Raw genomic sequence first — 14808 nt, 5'->3', positions numbered from 1 at the left:
GAGATATAGAGTTGCCAACTATAAATCAGTTAGTTAGACAAAATAGAGTAAAAGTTAAAAGTAAGAGCAAGTCACCGGCTCTTCAAGGATGCCCCCAAAAAAGAGGGGTTTGTACACGTGTCTATACTACAACTCCGAAAAAACCTAACTCCGCTCTACGGAAGGTAGCTCGTGTTAGACTTTCAAATGGTATAGAAGTAACAGCTTATATTCCAGGTGAAGGTCACAATTTGCAAGAGCACTCAATAGTTCTTGTTCGCGGAGGAAGAGTTAAGGATTTACCAGGTGTTAGATATCATATTATTCGCGGAACGCTTGATGCTGCTGGTGTTCAGGATAGAAAACAGGGTAGATCTAAATACGGAACTAAAAAAGCAAAAACAGCAAGTAAGTAAATATGAGAAAGAGAAGAGCAGAAAAAAGAATTTTGCCGCCTGATCCAATTTATAATGAAGTTCTTGTAACTAAACTTATAAATTATGTGATGAAACGCGGCAAAAAGAATGTTGCACGCAAATTAGTTTATGGTGCCTTTGATATAATAAAAGAGAAAACCAACAAAAATCCACTTGAAGTCTTTTTAAAAGCAGTTAACAATGTTCAACCGATGATTGAAGTTAGAAGTCGAAGAATTGGTGGTGCAACTTATCAAGTACCAACTGAAGTCAGACCAGAGAGAAGGATTGCATTGGCTTTAAGATGGATTATTAATTTTGCTAGAGAAAGAAAAGATAAATCATTTGCAAATAAACTCGCTGCTGAACTAATGGCTGCTGCAAATAACGAAGGTGCAGCCATTAAGAAGAAAGAAGACACTCATCGAATGGCTGAAGCAAATAAAGCTTTTGCTCATTTTAAATGGTAAGAACGGAGAATTGATTTTTTATGCCTAGAGGATTGCCAATTGAAAAATTGAGAAATATTGGAATTATGGCTCATATCGATGCCGGAAAAACAACTACTACGGAAAGAATTTTATTCTATACAGGTAAAGTGCATCGAATGGGCGAAGTGCACGATGGCTCTGCAACTATGGATTTTATGGAGCAAGAACGTGAACGTGGTATAACTATTACAAGTGCAGCAACTACTTGTGAATGGAAAGGTCATAGGATCAACATTATTGATACTCCAGGACACGTTGATTTTACTGTTGAAGTTGAAAGGTCATTAAGAGTACTGGATGGTGCAGTAGCTCTCTTCTGTGCAGTAGGTGGTGTTGAACCACAATCAGAAACAGTTTGGAGACAGGCTGATAAGTTTGGTGTTCCCCGTATCGCTTTTGTAAATAAAATGGATCGCGTCGGTGCTGATTTCTTTAATGTAATTCAAATGATGAAAGATAGATTAAGTGCTAATCCTGTTCCTGTGCAGGTGCCTATCGGTGAAGGTGATATGTTTACTGGCGTGATTGATTTAATTAGAATGAAAGCTGTTATGTATACTGAAGATCCCCTCGGTACCAGGTTTGAAGTTTTTGATATTCCCAAAGATCTTGAAGCTTATGCTAAAGAACATAGAACTAAATTATTAGAATCTGTATCTGACATTGATGATACTTTGTTGGAAAAATATCTTGAGGGACTTGAAATTACTGAAGATGAAATAAAAAAGGTTATCCGTCAAGCAACTATAAAAGGTACAATAGTCCCAGTTTTGTGTGGATCTGCATTTAAGAATAAAGGTATTCAGTTATTATTAGATGCAATTATAGATTACTTGCCATCTCCCGCAGATTTACCAGATATTGTTGGTCATCATCCTCATTTGAATGACCTTGTTACAAGAAAATTAACAGAAAATGAAAAATTCACAGCGTTGGCATTTAAAATTATGAGCGACCCTTATGTTGGTCGCTTAACTTTCTTTAGAGTTTATTCGGGTAAAGCCACTGCAGGTTCGTACGTTTACAATTCAAACAAAGAAAAGAAAGAAAGATTGGGAAGACTCCTGCAGATGCATGCAAATCACAGAACTGATATTGATGAAGTATACGCAGGAGATATTGCTGCAGCTGTTGGTTTGAAATTCACTAAGACTGGCGATACTCTATGTGATGAATCTGACCCAATAATTTTAGAGAAAATGGAATTCCCGGAACCGGTTATTCAAATTGCAATTGAGCCTAAGACAAAAGCTGATCAAGATAAGTTGTCTGAAGCTTTAAATAGATTGGCTGATGAAGATCCAACATTTAGAGTAAGTGTTAATGAAGAGACTGGTCAAACATTAATTGCTGGAATGGGTGAACTTCATCTCGAAATTCTTGTTGATAGAATGAAGAGGGAATTCAATGTAGAAGCTAATGTTGGCAAACCACAGGTTGCTTATAGAGAAACTATTACCAAAAAGGTTCAAGCCGAAGGGAAATTTATCAAACAGACAGGTGGTAGGGGTAAATATGGTCATGTCTGGATTGAAGTAGAACCAAATGAAAAAGGTAAAGGTTACGAATTTATAAACAAGATAGTTGGTGGTGTAATCCCTAAAGAATACATTCCTGCTGTATCAGCTGGTATAGAAGAGGCTATGAAAAATGGTGTTTTAGCTGGCTATCCTGTCGTAGATGTAAAGGTAACTTTGTTTGATGGTTCATATCACGAAGTTGACTCTGATGAAATTTCATTTAAAGTAGCAGGATCAATTGCATTCAAAGAAGCGGCAAAGAAAGCTGATCCAGTTCTCTTAGAACCAATTATGGAAGTTGAAGTTGTTACGCCCGAAGAATATCTGGGCGATGTAATGGGAGATTTAAATTCAAGAAGAGGGAAGATTGAAGGGTTTAGTGCGAGAAAAGATGCTCAAGTTATAAGAGCACTTGTCCCATTATCTGAGATGTTTGGATATGCAACTATTTTAAGATCAATGACTCAAGGAAGAGCTTTATATACTATGCAATTTGCATTTTATCAAGAAGTGCCAAAGCAAATTGCTGATCAATTAGTAGAAAAATCTATTGGTAAAGAAGGAATTAAAGTTTAAGTTTAACTTTTACTAATTAAAGGAGAAAAAACATGGCAAAGGAAAAATTTGATAGAAGTAAACCTCACGTGAATGTCGGAACAATTGGTCACGTGGATCATGGTAAAACTACTCTAACTGCTGCTATCACAATGGTTCTTGCCAAGAAAAATCTTGCTCAGGTAAGAACATTCGATTCAATTGACAATGCACCAGAAGAAAAAGCTCGTGGTATTACCATAGCAACAGCACACGTAGAATATTCTTCTGAAAAGAGACACTATGCACACGTTGACTGCCCGGGTCACGCTGATTACATTAAGAATATGATCACTGGTGCAGCTCAGATGGATGGTGCAATTTTAGTTGTTGCAGCAACAGATGGTCCAATGCCTCAAACAAGAGAGCATATTCTTTTAGCTCGTCAGGTCGGTGTTCCTGCTATTGTTGTTTTTATGAACAAAGTTGACGCTGTTGATGATCCAGAATTGTTAGATCTTGTTGAAATGGAAGTTCGTGAATTGTTAACTAAATATGAATTCCCAGGTGATGAAGTGCCTGTAATTCGTGGTAGTGCTTTGAAGGCAATGGAAAAAGCAATGCAGCCAAACTCAACTGCCGATGAACCAGAATTTAAATGCATTTATGAATTAGTTGATGCTCTTGATAACTATATTCCATTACCACAAAGAGAAATTGATAAACCATTCTTAATGCCTGTAGAAGACGTTTTCAGTATTACCGGGCGTGGTACCGTTGCAACTGGTAGAGTCGAAAGAGGAAGAATCAAGTTGAATGAAGAAGTTGAGTTAATCGGTTTAGGTCAACATAAGAAAACTGTTGTAACTGGTATCGAGATGTTCAGAAAAGAACTTGATGAAGCAATTGCTGGTGATAATGCAGGATTATTGTTGAGAGGTATTGGCAAGGACGAAATTGAAAGAGGAATGGTTGTAGCAAAACCAGGAAGTATTACTCCACATAAAAAATTTGAATGCGAAGTATACGTTTTGTCAAAAGAAGAAGGTGGTCGTCATACTCCATTCTTCTCAGGTTATAGACCACAGTTCTATTTCAGAACAACTGATGTTACTGGTGTAGTTACTTTGCCAGAAGGTGTTGAAATGGTTATGCCGGGAGATAATGTAAGATTAACTGTTGACTTAATTTCAGAAATAGCTATGGAAGAAGGATTGAGATTTGCTATTCGTGAAGGTGGTAGAACTGTCGGTGCTGGTGTTGTAACAAAGATTTTAGAGTAAATAGATTAGATAAAATTATTATTAAGGAGATTTAAGAAGTGCAAAGTCAAAAGATACGTATTAAGCTAAAGTCATACGATCATAATTTACTTGATAAATCAGCTGAAAAAATTATCAAGACAGTAAGAAGTACCGGGGCTCTTGTGTCGGGTCCCATTCCTTTGCCAACTAAAAGAACCGTTTATACAGTTCTTAGATCTCCTCATGTTGATAAAAAATCACGTGATCAATTTGAAATTCGTTCTCATAAACGTTTGATTGATATCTTAAATTCAAACAATAAAACAATAGATTCATTAATGAAACTCGATATCCCTGCGGGTGTCGATATTGAGATTAAAGTTAATGCATAGTTGGAGATTATAATGATTGGCCTTTTAGGTAAAAAAACAGGAATGACAAGAATTTTCGATGAAAATGGAAATGTTATTCCAGTAACAATAGTCGAAGCAGGTCCCTGCTTTGTCACTCAAATCAAAACAAAAGAAAATGATGGTTACGATGCTGTTCAATTAGGTTTCGATGATAAAAAAATTAAAAGTACAACTAAGCCATTGCTTGGACACTTCAAAAAAGCAGGGCTTTCGCCTAAAAGATTTTTAGCTGAATTCAGAAATTTTGACTTAAAAGATTTGAAATTAGGACAAGAGATAACGGTTGATCTCTTTAATGTTGGTGATAAGATTACAGTGCAGGGTATTTCCAAAGGTAGAGGCTTTCAAGGTGTTGTAAAAAGACATGGATTTGGTGGTGGTCCCGTAACTCACGGGCAAAGTGACAGATTGAGAGCTCCTGGTTCTATTGGAGCAAGCTCATTCCCAAGCCGTGTATTCAAAGGTCAAAGAATGGCTGGAAGAATGGGCGGTGAAAAAGTTTCAATTAGAAATCTAAAAATTGTCAAAATAGATAAAGACCAGAATCTCATTTTTATCAAAGGAGCTATTCCTGGTCATATTAACGGTTATGTGAAATTGATGAAGAAGTAAAAATGAAAGTTGACATTTATAAAATAGATGGTTCATTAACTGGACGACAGATTGAGCTGAATCCAAAAGTTTTTGATATTCAGCCAAATGATCATGCAATTTATCTTGCGGTAAAAGCTTACTTAGCAAATCAGCGTCAGGGTACTGCTAAGGCAAAGGAAAGAAGTGAAGTTAGCGGTGGCGGTCGAAAACCCTGGAGACAAAAAGGAACTGGTCGTGCGCGTGCTGGTTCGATTAGATCTCCATTGTGGGTTGGAGGTGGAACTATTTTCGGTCCGAAACCGCGTGATTATGAAATGAAATTACCAAAGAAAGTAAAATTACTTGCTCGTTTGTCTGCTTTAACATATAAAGCTAAAAGCAATCAAATAATTGTAGTTGAAGATTTTGATTTTGAGCAGCCCAAAACTAAAGAGATGTTTAATATTATTAAGGCGTTAAATCTAAACGACAAAAAAACATTACTTTTAACGGAAGGATACAATAAGAATATTTATTTATCTGGAAGAAATATTCCAACCTTAAATGTTCTGGAAGCTCAAAAAGCATCGACATATGATATTTTGAATAACAAAGTATTGTTATTACAGGAAAGTGCATTGAACTTAATAAATCAAAAGTTTAGCCATGAGTAAAAATATTAACGATATATTAATTCGACCCTTATTAACTGAAAAGTTGACAGGACTTCAAGATAAAGGTGTAAATGTTTACGGTTTTGTTGTTGCTCGAGATGCAAACAAAATTGAAATAGCTAAAGCAGTCGAGCAAAAATTTAATGTAAAAGTTGTCAATGTTAGAACAGTTATTAGAAAAGGGAAAACAAGAACACAATTTCGCAGATCTGGAAGATTCACTGGTAGAACTGCGACTATTAAAAAAGCTTATGTAACTCTGGAAAAAGATCAGAAAATTGATTTCTTTGAGAACATTTAATTGCAGGATGAATTAGAATGGGACTAAAAAAATTAAAACCAGTAACGCCATCACAAAGATTTGCAATACTACCAGATTTTTCTGAAATCACTAAAACTGAACCAGAAAAATCGCTGCTCGAGCCATTAAAGAAATCTGGTGGTAGAAATAATTATGGTCGATTGACAGCTCGTCATCGTGGTGGTGGCCATAAGAGAATGTATCGAATAATCGATTTTAAACGAGATAAAAGAGATATTCCAGGAAAGGTTTATTCCATAGAATATGATCCTAATAGATCCGCTAGAATCGCATTAATCCATTATGCTGATGGAGAAAAACGGTACATTCTTGCTCCTAATGGATTAAAGATTGGAGATACGATTGTTGCTGGTGAAAATGTTGAAATAAAACCTGGTAATGCAATGCCTCTTGGCATTGTCCCTTTAGGTAGTTTCGTTCATAATGTTGAATTAAAGCCAGGGAAAGGTGGTCAGCTTGCAAGAAGCGCTGGAACCTCTGCGCAAGTAGTTGCACGTGAAGGCAAATATGTTCATTTGAAATTACCATCTGGTGAAGTAAGATTAGTTAATGTGAATTGTTATTGCACATATGGAGTCGTCGGTAATGCTGATCATGAAAATATAAGTTTAGGTAAAGCTGGACGAAATAGATGGTTAGGTTGGAGATCGTATGTAAGAGGTGTTGCTATGAACCCTATTGATCATCCAAATGGTGGTGGTGAAGGTAAAAGTAAAAGTGGTGGTGGATGGCAACATCCAACTTCGCCTTGGGGTCAATATGCTAAAGGTTTGAAAACAAGAAAGAAAAACAAACTATCTAATAAATATATCGTCAAACGAAGAAAGTAGTCTAAGAGGAACAAATGCCAAGATCAGTTAAAAAAGGTCCATATATAAACGAAAAGTTATTGAAAAAGATTAGAGCTTTGAATGAAGCCAATCAGAAAAAAATGATTAAAACCTGGTCTCGTTCTTCAACTATATCACCAGAATTTGTAGGACATACTATAGCTATTCACAATGGAAAACAATTTATTCCAGTCTTAATAACTGAATATATGGTTGGTCATAAACTCGGGGAATTTGCACCTACGAGAATTTTTAGAGGACATCCTGGTACTAAAGCAGAAAAAGCAAGTAAAGCAAAATAAAGTTTGATAAGGTTGAAAATGGAAGCAAAAGCAACGTTTAGATATATTCCAACATCACCTCGAAAGATGAGGACGGTTATTGATTTAATTCGAGGAAAATCAGTTGAAGAGGCACTAAGCATTTTACATTTTACTAAGAAACATGCTGCCAGAGATGCTGAGAAAGTTTTAAGATCTGCTGTTGCAAATCTAATGAACAAAGTTGAAGATGGTCGTGTTGAAGTAAGTGATCTGTATATCAAAGAAGCTTATGTTGATGGCGGTCCAATGTTGAAAAGAATTTTGCCAGCTCCACAAGGTCGAGCTTATAGAATTAGAAAAAGATCTAATCATGTAACTATTGTTGTTGCACAAAAAGAAACAAAATCATAGGAGTATCTTTGGGACAGAAATCTAATCCAATTGGTTTGAGAATAGGTATTACAAGAAGTTGGGAATCCAACTGGTACGAAGAAAAATCCTTTGGACCCAAACTCGTTGAAGATGTTAAGATTCGTAATTACATAAAAAGCAGATTAGAAAATGCTGGTGTATCAAAAATTTTAATTGAAAGAACAGCAAAAGATCTAACCATTACAATTCATACTTCTCGACCGGGTGTTGTTATAGGTCGAAGTGGAAAAGATATTCAACAGCTCGAAGCAGAACTTAAAAAGTTATTTGATAAAGAAGTTAAAGTTCAGATCCATGAAATAAAAAGACCTGAATTGGATGCTGAACTTGTTGCAAAAAATATTGCTCGACAAATTGAAAATCGAATCTCTCACAGAAGAGCTATGAAAACTGCTATAACAGCAGCGATGAGGATGGGTGCCGAAGGAATTAGAATTAAATGCGGTGGCCGTATAGCTGGTGCAGAAATGGCAAGATCTGAGCAATATAAAGAAGGTCGTGTACCTCTACATACTTTCAGAGCAGATATTGATTATGCAACCGCAACTGCTCAAACCATTTATGGTTCAATTGGTGTAAAAGTATGGATATGTAGAGGCGAAATATTCGGTAAAATCGGCGAAAAAATTGGAGCTTAAATTCTATGTTAATGCCTAAAAGAGTAAAGTATCGAAAAGCACAAAGAGGTCGAATGAAAGGTAAAGCAACTCGTGGTAATACTGTTGCTTTCGGTGATTTTGGTTTAAAAGCTTTGGAACCTCATTGGATTACTGCTCGACAAATCGAAGCATGCAGAGTGGCTCTCTCGAGAAAAATGAAGAGAGATGGTAAAATCTGGATTAGAATCTTCCCAGATAAACCTGTTACAAAAAAACCACTTGAAACAAGAATGGGTAAAGGTAAAGGTGCGCCAGAATTTTGGGTAGCTGTAGTCAAACCAGGAAGAGTTATGTTCGAGGTTGGTGGGGTTGATGCAAATGTTGCTATGGAAGCCTTAAAATTAGCTGCTCACAAGCTTCCAATTAAAACTAAAATTGTTACCCGAATTGACTACAAAGCTGAATAGGTGCGATTATGAAAATGTATGAAATTAGACAAATGACAGACGAAGAATTAAGAAAAAGAATTCAAGAAGAAGAAAATAATTTAGTTGATTTAAGATTTGCTCTTGCAACAAAACAATTAACAAACACAGCAAAAATTAAATTAACAAGACGAGATATTGCAAGAATGAAGACGGTTTTACGTGAAAGAGAACTTGGAATTGAGAGAAAAACCGATTCTGGGAAAAAGGAGGTGAAATAAAAAATGACTACAACTCGTGGAAGAAGAAAAACCAGAATCGGTAAAGTCGTGAGCAACAAAATGGATAAAAGCATTGTCGTTGCAATTGAACGCAGAGTTGCTCATCCTATCTATAAAAAATATTATAAAAAGACCACTAAATTAATGGCTCACGATCCCAACAATGAATGCCAAATTGGCGATATCGTCGAAATAATGGAAACCAGACCATTAAGCAAAAGAAAAAGATGGCGATTAGTGAAAATTCTCGAAAGAGAAAAATAATCTAATGAGAGGATAGAGTTATGATTCAGGAAGAAACCAATTTAGTTGTAGCAGATAATTCAGGTGCTAAGAAAGTTAGATGTATTCGTGTTCTTGGCGGAAGCAATAGAAGATATGCAACTGTTGGTGATATTATCGTTGTTTCAGTTAAATCTGCTATCCCTGGTGGTGCAGTAAAAAAAGGTGATGTATCCAGAGCCGTTGTTGTAAGAACAAAGAAAGAAGTTAGACGAAAAGATGGAACATATATCCGATTTGATGAAAATGCAGCTGTTTTGTTAGATAATAAAAACGAGCCAAGAGGTACTCGTATTTTCGGACCAGTTGCTCGTGAACTAAGAGAAAAACAATTTATGAAAATTGTATCATTAGCTCCTGAAGTTTTATAAGAGGTTTTGAATGAGACTAAAAATCAAAAAAAATGATAACGTTATAGTAATTGCAGGTAATGAAAAAGGAAAGACCGGAAAAGTTCTAAAAGTCTTTCCCAAAAAACAAAGAGTAATTGTTGAAGGTGTTAATATAGTAAAAAGACATACTAGACCTTCCCAGAAAAATCCACAGGGAGGTATAATTAAAAAAGAAGCACCTATTCATATTTCGAATGTAATGCTTATTGATCCAAAAACTAACGAAAGAACCAGAGTAGGATCAAAAATAATTTTTGATGAAACTACAGGAAAGAAAAAAATAGTTCGTGTTAGTAAAAAATCTGGAGAAATGATTTAGGTCTAAAGATGGCAGATAAAAAACAGAAAAAACAAGCTCAGCAAACACAACAGAAAAAAGGCAAAGAAGAAAAAGCAAAAGATACTGCTGTGCAGGTTCAAACAGAACCTGAAGAAAAAATTACGCCACGACTTTTTGAAATGTATAAGCAGGAAATTGTCCCTCTTTTAATGAAGCAATTTAATTACAAAAATGTAATGCAGGTACCAAAACTGCATAAAATAACTTTGAACATTGGTGTGGGAAAAGCAACTCAAGATCCAAAGTTGCTTGAAGATGCAGTTAAAGACCTTGAAATGATTGCTGGACAAAAACCTGCTATTCGAAAAGCGAAAAAGGCAATTTCGAATTTTAAATTGCGTCAGGGCATGGCTATTGGTTGCATGGTTACTCTTCGTGGTGCAAGAATGTATGAGTTTCTTGATAGATTGATAAATATTGCCTTGCCAAGAGTTCGTGATTTTAGAGGTGTATCAGATAAGTCATTTGATGGTCGTGGTAATTATACTCTTGGAATTAAAGAGCACATTATCTTCCCTGAAATTAATGTCGATAAAGTAAATCGTATTTATGGAATGGATATTACAATTGTGACTACTGCTAAAACAGATGCAGAAGCTTACGAATTATTAAAGGCATTTGGATTTCCATTTAGAAAGAAAGAAGTAAGTCAATAAGGAGTTAACTTTGGCACGATTAGCTTTAATTGTTAAACAGAAAAAAGAACCAAAATTCAAGGTAAGAAAATATAACCGCTGCAGTTTATGTGGCAGACCAAGAGGTTATTTGAGAAAATTTGGTATTTGTAGAATCTGCTTTAGAAATATGGCTAGCAGCGGTAAAATTCCCGGTGTTAGAAAAGCAAGTTGGTAAAAGAGGAGATAGATTAGAATGACAATGACAGATCCAATTGCGGATTTTTTAACTCGATTAAGAAATGCAATCAAAGCTCGACATGTTGTTGTTGATGTTCCTGCATCAAAAATGAAAATTGATATTGCCAGAATTTTATTAAATCAAAAGTATATCGATTCTTATGAAGTTATTGAAGACGGTAAGCAAGGAATTTTGAGAATTCGTCTTAAATATGTTCAGGGCAGAAGTGCGATTACTGGATTGAAAAGGATTAGTAAACCAGGTTTAAGAATTTATAAAGATGCTAAGTCAATCGACCGAGTTTTGAACGGACTTGGAATTGCGATCATTTCGACTTCAAAGGGTTTAAAGACCGATAAAGAAGCAAGAAATGAAAATATCGGTGGTGAAGTAATCTGTCACATTTGGTAAATCGAAAGAGGAGATTAAAAAGTGTCTCGTATTGGTAGAAAACCAGTTGAAATTAAAAAAGGCGTAACTGTAGAAATTCAAAATGGGACAATTAAAGTTAAAGGTCCTAAGGGTGAATTAACGCAAACTTATGATCCAAGAATTAAAATTAATATTGAAAACAATCAGGTAGTTTTGACCCGTGATTCAGATGATAAAAGAGTTAGAGCATTGCATGGTTTATACAGAGCTTTGATTCAGAATATGATTGATGGTGTAACAGAAGGTTATACTAAAAAATTAGAAATTGTTGGTGTTGGATACAGAGCGGAATGGAAAGGAAGAGGATTGCAATTAGCATTGGGTTATTCACATCCAATTTTCTTTATTCCGCCAAAAGAAGTTAAAGTTGAAGTTCCAGCTCCAACAAACATTGTAATCAGCGGTATTGATAAACAATTAGTTGGACAAATAGCTGCAAAAATTCGTTCTTTCAGACCACCTGAACCATATAATGGTAAAGGTATTAGATATGAAGGTGAACAAATAATCCGTAAAGCTGGTAAAACTGCAGGTAAATAAATATGATTAAACCAAAAGCAAAATCAAGATTTAGAGTAAAGAAACATTTGAAAAAGGTATTGGCGAAAGGGACCCCTGAAAAGCCAAGATTAAGTGTTTATCGAAGTCTGAATAATATCTATATTCAATTTATTGATGACTCTACGAACAGGACACTCTTTTCTGTTTCAAATTTATCGAAAGAAGTTAAAGAGAAAATTCAAGGTCACTTGACGAAAACAGAAGTTAGTAAACTAGTTGGTAAAGTTGCTGCTGAAATTGCTTTAAGCAAAGGAATTACAACAGGTGTGTTCGATAGAAATGGTTTTAGATATCACGGCAGAGTAAAAGCCTTAGCTGATGGATTAAGAGAAGGTGGATTTAAAATTTAAAAATTTGCCGGGTCGTCTAAGGGTAGGACAGCGGCCTTTGGAGCCGTATGTAGAGGTTCGAATCCTCTCCCGGCAGCTAAATTAATGGAGTGATGTAATTTGAAAACTGTTAGACCACAAAACATAGAAGAGTTAAAAGAAAAAGTTGTCCACATCAATCGAGTTGCAAAAGTTGTTAAAGGTGGACGAAGATTTAGCTTTAATGCAATTGTAGTTGTTGGTGATCGCAAAGGTCATGTTGGTGTCGGTCTTGGTAAAGCAAACGAAGTGACCGATGCCATTAGCAAAGGAACAGAGGATGCTAAGAAGAACATAGTAAAAGTACCTGTAATTAAAGGCACCATTCCCCATGAAATTATTGGGAAATATGGCGCAGCAAAGGTACTTTTAAAACCTGCTTCACCTGGTACTGGATTGATAGCAGGTGGTGGAGTTAGAGCAGTTCTTGAAGCTGCAGGAATTACTGATGTTCTCACAAAATCTCTTGGTTCTTCAAATCCTCACAATACTGTAAAGGCAACATTGAAAGCACTTACAAGTCTCCTTGATGCAAATACTGTTGCAATGAAAAGAGGAATTACAAAACAAGAATTGTTTGGTAAGTCATGAAAAAGTTAAAAATTACTCAAATAAGATCAATTATAGATAGACCAGAAAGACAAAAGCGAACTATAAAAGCTCTTGGTCTTGGTCGTCCAAATTATGTTGTAATCAAAAACGACACTCCTCAAATTAGAGGAATGCTTCGCAAAGTTAGTCATCTCGTTAAAGTTGAAGAAATTAGTGAAGAGTGATATGAACATTTTAAGTAATTTAAAACCAGCAAAAGGCTCAGTCAAAAAAGAAAAAAGAGTTGGTCGAGGACCAGGTTCGGGTCATGGCGGTACATCATGTCGTGGAATGAATGGACAAAGGTCTCGCTCAGGCGGCGAAAGATTTAGACCTAACTTTGAAGGTGGGCAGATGCCTCTGGCTCGTCGAGTTCCAAAAAGAGGATTTAAAAGCCCTTTAAGAGTTGAATATCAAGCTTTAAAATTGCAAAGACTTGTTGATTTTGTACTTAAAAATAATTTATCTGACCAAAAAATAACTCCTGAGTTGCTTTACGAGAAAAAAGCAGTTGGGAGTAAAAACAAACCTATTAAAATTTTAGGCGATGGTGATGTAAACTTTAAACTCGATCTCACCATTCACGCAATTAGTCAATCCGCACGTCAGAAGATCGAATCTGCAGGTGGAACAATAAATATAGTGAAATTCTAATGGCGACATTTGCTGAAAGTTTTAGAAATATCTTTAAAATCCAGGAATTAAGGGAACGAGTTCTTTTTACACTCGGTCTTTTAATAATCGTTAGAATCGGAGCTCACATTACACTGCCAGGTGTTGATGCTCATGTATTGGCAGAAGCAACAAGAAATGCGACACAGGATAACTTGTTTGGACTTTATGATTTATTTGTCGGAGGTGCTTTTTCAAATGCTGCGATCTTTGCACTGGGTATAATGCCATATATCAGCTCATCAATTATTATTCAGTTGCTTAGTGCTGTTGTACCATACTTTCAGAAACTTCAAAAAGAAGGTGAAGAGGGACGAAAGAAAATTAATCAACTTACAAGATATGGTACCGTTTTGGTTGCTGCCGTTCAAGCCTGGGGTGTGAGTGTAAGATTAAATCATATGAATGCTAATGGAGTTCCAATAGTACCTATTGAAGTACAGGGAGCTTTATTTACTTTTTCGACCATCATTATATTAACTGCCGGAACAATATTTTTAATGTGGCTTGGTGAGCAAATTACAGAACGTGGAATTGGAAACGGAATATCTTTAATAATTTTTATTGGAATTATTGACAGATTACCATATGCTTTTCTTGATGAATACAGATTGCTTGCAGCTGGTCAAACAAATTTAATTGTTGAATTGATTTTTGTGACTTTGATGGTTTTCATTATAGCTGCTGTTGTTTTAATGACTAGAGGTGAGAGGAGAATACCAGTTCAGTATGCAAAAAGAGTAGTAGGAAGAAAGATTGTTGGTGGTGTAACTCAATTTATTCCTTTAAGAGTTAACACCGCTGGAGTTATGCCCATCATTTTTGCACAGTCAATTATGTTTATTCCAAATACAATCTTGACTTTCTTCCCTGAAAGTGAATTGATGGCTTCTATAGCAAGTCATTTTAGATATGACTCTTTCGTTTACTCATTCTTCTATGCTTTATTGATTATTTTCTTTACATATTTCTATACAGCTATTGCATTTAATCCGAAAGATGTTGCTGAGACAATGAAAAAGCAGGGAGGTTTTATTCCAGGAATTCGACCAGGAAATCAAACAGCTGAATATATTGATAATATTTTAACAAGAATCACTTTACCTGGTTCAATCTTTTTAGCAATCATTGCGATTCTTCCTGCATTTATTTCTAAGTTTGGTGTATCACCAAGCTTTGCTCAGTTTTTTGGTGGAACAAGTTTGTTGATTGTTGTCGGCGTAGCTCTCGATACGCTTCAACAAATTGAAACTCACTTGAAAATGAGACACTATGATGGATTTTTGAAAACTGGTAGGATTAAAGGTCGTAGATAATTT

At 35.6% G+C, this 14808-nt stretch carries 26 protein-coding genes and 1 tRNA gene; all 27 read left to right on the top strand.

Translation table 11 applies throughout. The annotated features are described in order from the left end of the window. Positions 1–11 precede the first annotated feature (11 nt). On the top strand, positions 12–395 hold the full coding sequence (locus tag HPY57_11680) for a 30S ribosomal protein S12 (protein ID NPV12439.1): 384 nt from the start codon (positions 12–14) through the stop codon (positions 393–395). Positions 396–397: 2 nt separating this feature from the next. Next, positions 398–865, top strand: coding sequence for a 30S ribosomal protein S7 (rpsG, locus tag HPY57_11675; protein NPV12438.1), 468 nt, complete (start codon positions 398–400; stop codon positions 863–865). A gap of 20 nt (positions 866–885) precedes the next feature. Then, positions 886–2982: an elongation factor G gene (fusA, locus tag HPY57_11670; protein ID NPV12437.1), complete on the top strand. Its 2097-nt coding sequence runs from the start codon at positions 886–888 to the stop codon at positions 2980–2982. A 32-nt stretch (positions 2983–3014) separates the two neighbouring features. Then, positions 3015–4223: an elongation factor Tu gene (gene tuf / locus HPY57_11665; protein NPV12436.1), complete on the top strand. Its 1209-nt coding sequence runs from the start codon at positions 3015–3017 to the stop codon at positions 4221–4223. A 38-nt stretch (positions 4224–4261) separates the two neighbouring features. Next, positions 4262–4576 (top strand): 30S ribosomal protein S10, encoded by a 315-nt coding sequence (rpsJ, locus tag HPY57_11660; GenBank protein ID NPV12435.1) that lies wholly within the window; start codon positions 4262–4264, stop codon positions 4574–4576. Positions 4577–4588: 12 nt separating this feature from the next. Next, positions 4589–5209 (top strand): 50S ribosomal protein L3, encoded by a 621-nt coding sequence (gene rplC / locus HPY57_11655; protein ID NPV12434.1) that lies wholly within the window; start codon positions 4589–4591, stop codon positions 5207–5209. Positions 5210–5211: 2 nt separating this feature from the next. Then, the gene (gene rplD, locus HPY57_11650) at positions 5212–5844 is read left to right on the top strand and encodes a 50S ribosomal protein L4 (protein NPV12433.1); all 633 of its coding nucleotides are present in this window, start codon (positions 5212–5214) and stop codon (positions 5842–5844) included. Then, positions 5837–6145: a 50S ribosomal protein L23 gene (gene rplW / locus HPY57_11645; protein ID NPV12432.1), complete on the top strand. Its 309-nt coding sequence runs from the start codon at positions 5837–5839 to the stop codon at positions 6143–6145. The genes rplD and rplW overlap by 8 nt, the downstream gene beginning before the upstream one ends. Before the next feature lie 17 nt (positions 6146–6162). Beyond that, the gene (gene rplB, locus HPY57_11640; protein NPV12431.1) at positions 6163–6996 is read left to right on the top strand and encodes a 50S ribosomal protein L2; all 834 of its coding nucleotides are present in this window, start codon (positions 6163–6165) and stop codon (positions 6994–6996) included. Positions 6997–7010: 14 nt separating this feature from the next. Then, the gene (rpsS, locus tag HPY57_11635) at positions 7011–7298 is read left to right on the top strand and encodes a 30S ribosomal protein S19 (GenBank protein NPV12430.1); all 288 of its coding nucleotides are present in this window, start codon (positions 7011–7013) and stop codon (positions 7296–7298) included. A gap of 18 nt (positions 7299–7316) precedes the next feature. Then, positions 7317–7670, top strand: a complete 354-nt coding sequence (gene rplV / locus HPY57_11630) for a 50S ribosomal protein L22 (GenBank protein NPV12429.1) — start codon at positions 7317–7319, stop codon at positions 7668–7670. Between the two features lie 8 nt (positions 7671–7678). Then, entirely contained in the window at positions 7679–8329 is a 651-nt protein-coding gene (rpsC, locus tag HPY57_11625; GenBank protein ID NPV12428.1) for a 30S ribosomal protein S3, read from the top strand. Between the two features lie 5 nt (positions 8330–8334). Beyond that, positions 8335–8757, top strand: a complete 423-nt coding sequence (gene rplP / locus HPY57_11620; protein ID NPV12427.1) for a 50S ribosomal protein L16 — start codon at positions 8335–8337, stop codon at positions 8755–8757. 8 nt (positions 8758–8765) lie between these two features. Further along, positions 8766–8996, top strand: a complete 231-nt coding sequence (gene rpmC / locus HPY57_11615; GenBank protein ID NPV12426.1) for a 50S ribosomal protein L29 — start codon at positions 8766–8768, stop codon at positions 8994–8996. 3 nt (positions 8997–8999) lie between these two features. Beyond that, positions 9000–9260: a 30S ribosomal protein S17 gene (gene rpsQ / locus HPY57_11610; GenBank protein NPV12425.1), complete on the top strand. Its 261-nt coding sequence runs from the start codon at positions 9000–9002 to the stop codon at positions 9258–9260. A gap of 20 nt (positions 9261–9280) precedes the next feature. Next, positions 9281–9649 (top strand): 50S ribosomal protein L14, encoded by a 369-nt coding sequence (gene rplN / locus HPY57_11605; GenBank protein NPV12424.1) that lies wholly within the window; start codon positions 9281–9283, stop codon positions 9647–9649. A 10-nt stretch (positions 9650–9659) separates the two neighbouring features. Beyond that, the gene (gene rplX / locus HPY57_11600; GenBank protein NPV12423.1) at positions 9660–9989 is read left to right on the top strand and encodes a 50S ribosomal protein L24; all 330 of its coding nucleotides are present in this window, start codon (positions 9660–9662) and stop codon (positions 9987–9989) included. 8 nt (positions 9990–9997) lie between these two features. Then, positions 9998–10666 (top strand): 50S ribosomal protein L5, encoded by a 669-nt coding sequence (rplE, locus tag HPY57_11595; GenBank protein ID NPV12422.1) that lies wholly within the window; start codon positions 9998–10000, stop codon positions 10664–10666. A gap of 10 nt (positions 10667–10676) precedes the next feature. Then, positions 10677–10862 carry a type Z 30S ribosomal protein S14 gene (locus tag HPY57_11590; protein NPV12421.1) on the top strand — a complete coding sequence of 62 codons (186 nt, stop codon included), beginning with the start codon at positions 10677–10679 and terminating at the stop codon, positions 10860–10862. Between the two features lie 18 nt (positions 10863–10880). Beyond that, positions 10881–11276, top strand: a complete 396-nt coding sequence (gene rpsH, locus HPY57_11585) for a 30S ribosomal protein S8 (GenBank protein NPV12420.1) — start codon at positions 10881–10883, stop codon at positions 11274–11276. Between the two features lie 21 nt (positions 11277–11297). Next, the gene (rplF, locus tag HPY57_11580; GenBank protein NPV12419.1) at positions 11298–11837 is read left to right on the top strand and encodes a 50S ribosomal protein L6; all 540 of its coding nucleotides are present in this window, start codon (positions 11298–11300) and stop codon (positions 11835–11837) included. 2 nt (positions 11838–11839) lie between these two features. Then, positions 11840–12208: a 50S ribosomal protein L18 gene (locus HPY57_11575; GenBank protein ID NPV12418.1), complete on the top strand. Its 369-nt coding sequence runs from the start codon at positions 11840–11842 to the stop codon at positions 12206–12208. A gap of 5 nt (positions 12209–12213) precedes the next feature. Further along, positions 12214–12284, top strand: a tRNA-Gln gene (locus tag HPY57_11570). A 23-nt stretch (positions 12285–12307) separates the two neighbouring features. After that, positions 12308–12817: a 30S ribosomal protein S5 gene (gene rpsE, locus HPY57_11565; protein NPV12417.1), complete on the top strand. Its 510-nt coding sequence runs from the start codon at positions 12308–12310 to the stop codon at positions 12815–12817. After that, positions 12814–13002 (top strand): 50S ribosomal protein L30, encoded by a 189-nt coding sequence (gene rpmD, locus HPY57_11560; GenBank protein NPV12416.1) that lies wholly within the window; start codon positions 12814–12816, stop codon positions 13000–13002. The genes rpsE and rpmD overlap by 4 nt, the downstream gene beginning before the upstream one ends. A 1-nt stretch (position 13003) precedes the next feature. Beyond that, positions 13004–13471 carry a 50S ribosomal protein L15 gene (gene rplO, locus HPY57_11555; protein NPV12415.1) on the top strand — a complete coding sequence of 156 codons (468 nt, stop codon included), beginning with the start codon at positions 13004–13006 and terminating at the stop codon, positions 13469–13471. Then, complete coding sequence (gene secY / locus HPY57_11550) at positions 13471–14805, top strand: preprotein translocase subunit SecY (GenBank protein ID NPV12414.1); 1335 nt, start codon at positions 13471–13473, stop codon at positions 14803–14805. Before rplO ends, secY begins: the two co-directional genes overlap by 1 nt. The last annotated feature ends 3 nt before the right edge of the window (positions 14806–14808 follow it).

This window comes from Ignavibacteria bacterium (assembly GCA_013177855.1).
GTDB lineage: Bacteria > Bacteroidota > Ignavibacteria > Ch128b > Ch128b > Ch128b.
Note: the sequence above shows the minus strand (reverse complement) of the source record. Positions and strands in the feature narration are given on the sequence as shown.

Coding starts and splice junctions, on each gene's coding strand:
- rpsG (NPV12438.1), top strand. CDS start 398: ATGAGAAAGAGAAGAGCAGAAAAAAGAATTTTGCCGCCTGATCCAATT.
- fusA (NPV12437.1), top strand. CDS start 886: ATGCCTAGAGGATTGCCAATTGAAAAATTGAGAAATATTGGAATTATG.
- tuf (NPV12436.1), top strand. CDS start 3,015: ATGGCAAAGGAAAAATTTGATAGAAGTAAACCTCACGTGAATGTCGGA.
- rplC (NPV12434.1), top strand. CDS start 4,589: ATGATTGGCCTTTTAGGTAAAAAAACAGGAATGACAAGAATTTTCGAT.
- rplD (NPV12433.1), top strand. CDS start 5,212: ATGAAAGTTGACATTTATAAAATAGATGGTTCATTAACTGGACGACAG.
- rplW (NPV12432.1), top strand. CDS start 5,837: ATGAGTAAAAATATTAACGATATATTAATTCGACCCTTATTAACTGAA.
- rplB (NPV12431.1), top strand. CDS start 6,163: ATGGGACTAAAAAAATTAAAACCAGTAACGCCATCACAAAGATTTGCA.
- rpsS (NPV12430.1), top strand. CDS start 7,011: ATGCCAAGATCAGTTAAAAAAGGTCCATATATAAACGAAAAGTTATTG.
- rplV (NPV12429.1), top strand. CDS start 7,317: ATGGAAGCAAAAGCAACGTTTAGATATATTCCAACATCACCTCGAAAG.
- rplP (NPV12427.1), top strand. CDS start 8,335: ATGTTAATGCCTAAAAGAGTAAAGTATCGAAAAGCACAAAGAGGTCGA.
- rpmC (NPV12426.1), top strand. CDS start 8,766: ATGAAAATGTATGAAATTAGACAAATGACAGACGAAGAATTAAGAAAA.
- rpsQ (NPV12425.1), top strand. CDS start 9,000: ATGACTACAACTCGTGGAAGAAGAAAAACCAGAATCGGTAAAGTCGTG.
- rplN (NPV12424.1), top strand. CDS start 9,281: ATGATTCAGGAAGAAACCAATTTAGTTGTAGCAGATAATTCAGGTGCT.
- rplX (NPV12423.1), top strand. CDS start 9,660: ATGAGACTAAAAATCAAAAAAAATGATAACGTTATAGTAATTGCAGGT.
- rplE (NPV12422.1), top strand. CDS start 9,998: ATGGCAGATAAAAAACAGAAAAAACAAGCTCAGCAAACACAACAGAAA.
- rpsH (NPV12420.1), top strand. CDS start 10,881: ATGACAATGACAGATCCAATTGCGGATTTTTTAACTCGATTAAGAAAT.
- HPY57_11575 (NPV12418.1), top strand. CDS start 11,840: ATGATTAAACCAAAAGCAAAATCAAGATTTAGAGTAAAGAAACATTTG.
- rpmD (NPV12416.1), top strand. CDS start 12,814: ATGAAAAAGTTAAAAATTACTCAAATAAGATCAATTATAGATAGACCA.
- rplO (NPV12415.1), top strand. CDS start 13,004: ATGAACATTTTAAGTAATTTAAAACCAGCAAAAGGCTCAGTCAAAAAA.
- secY (NPV12414.1), top strand. CDS start 13,471: ATGGCGACATTTGCTGAAAGTTTTAGAAATATCTTTAAAATCCAGGAA.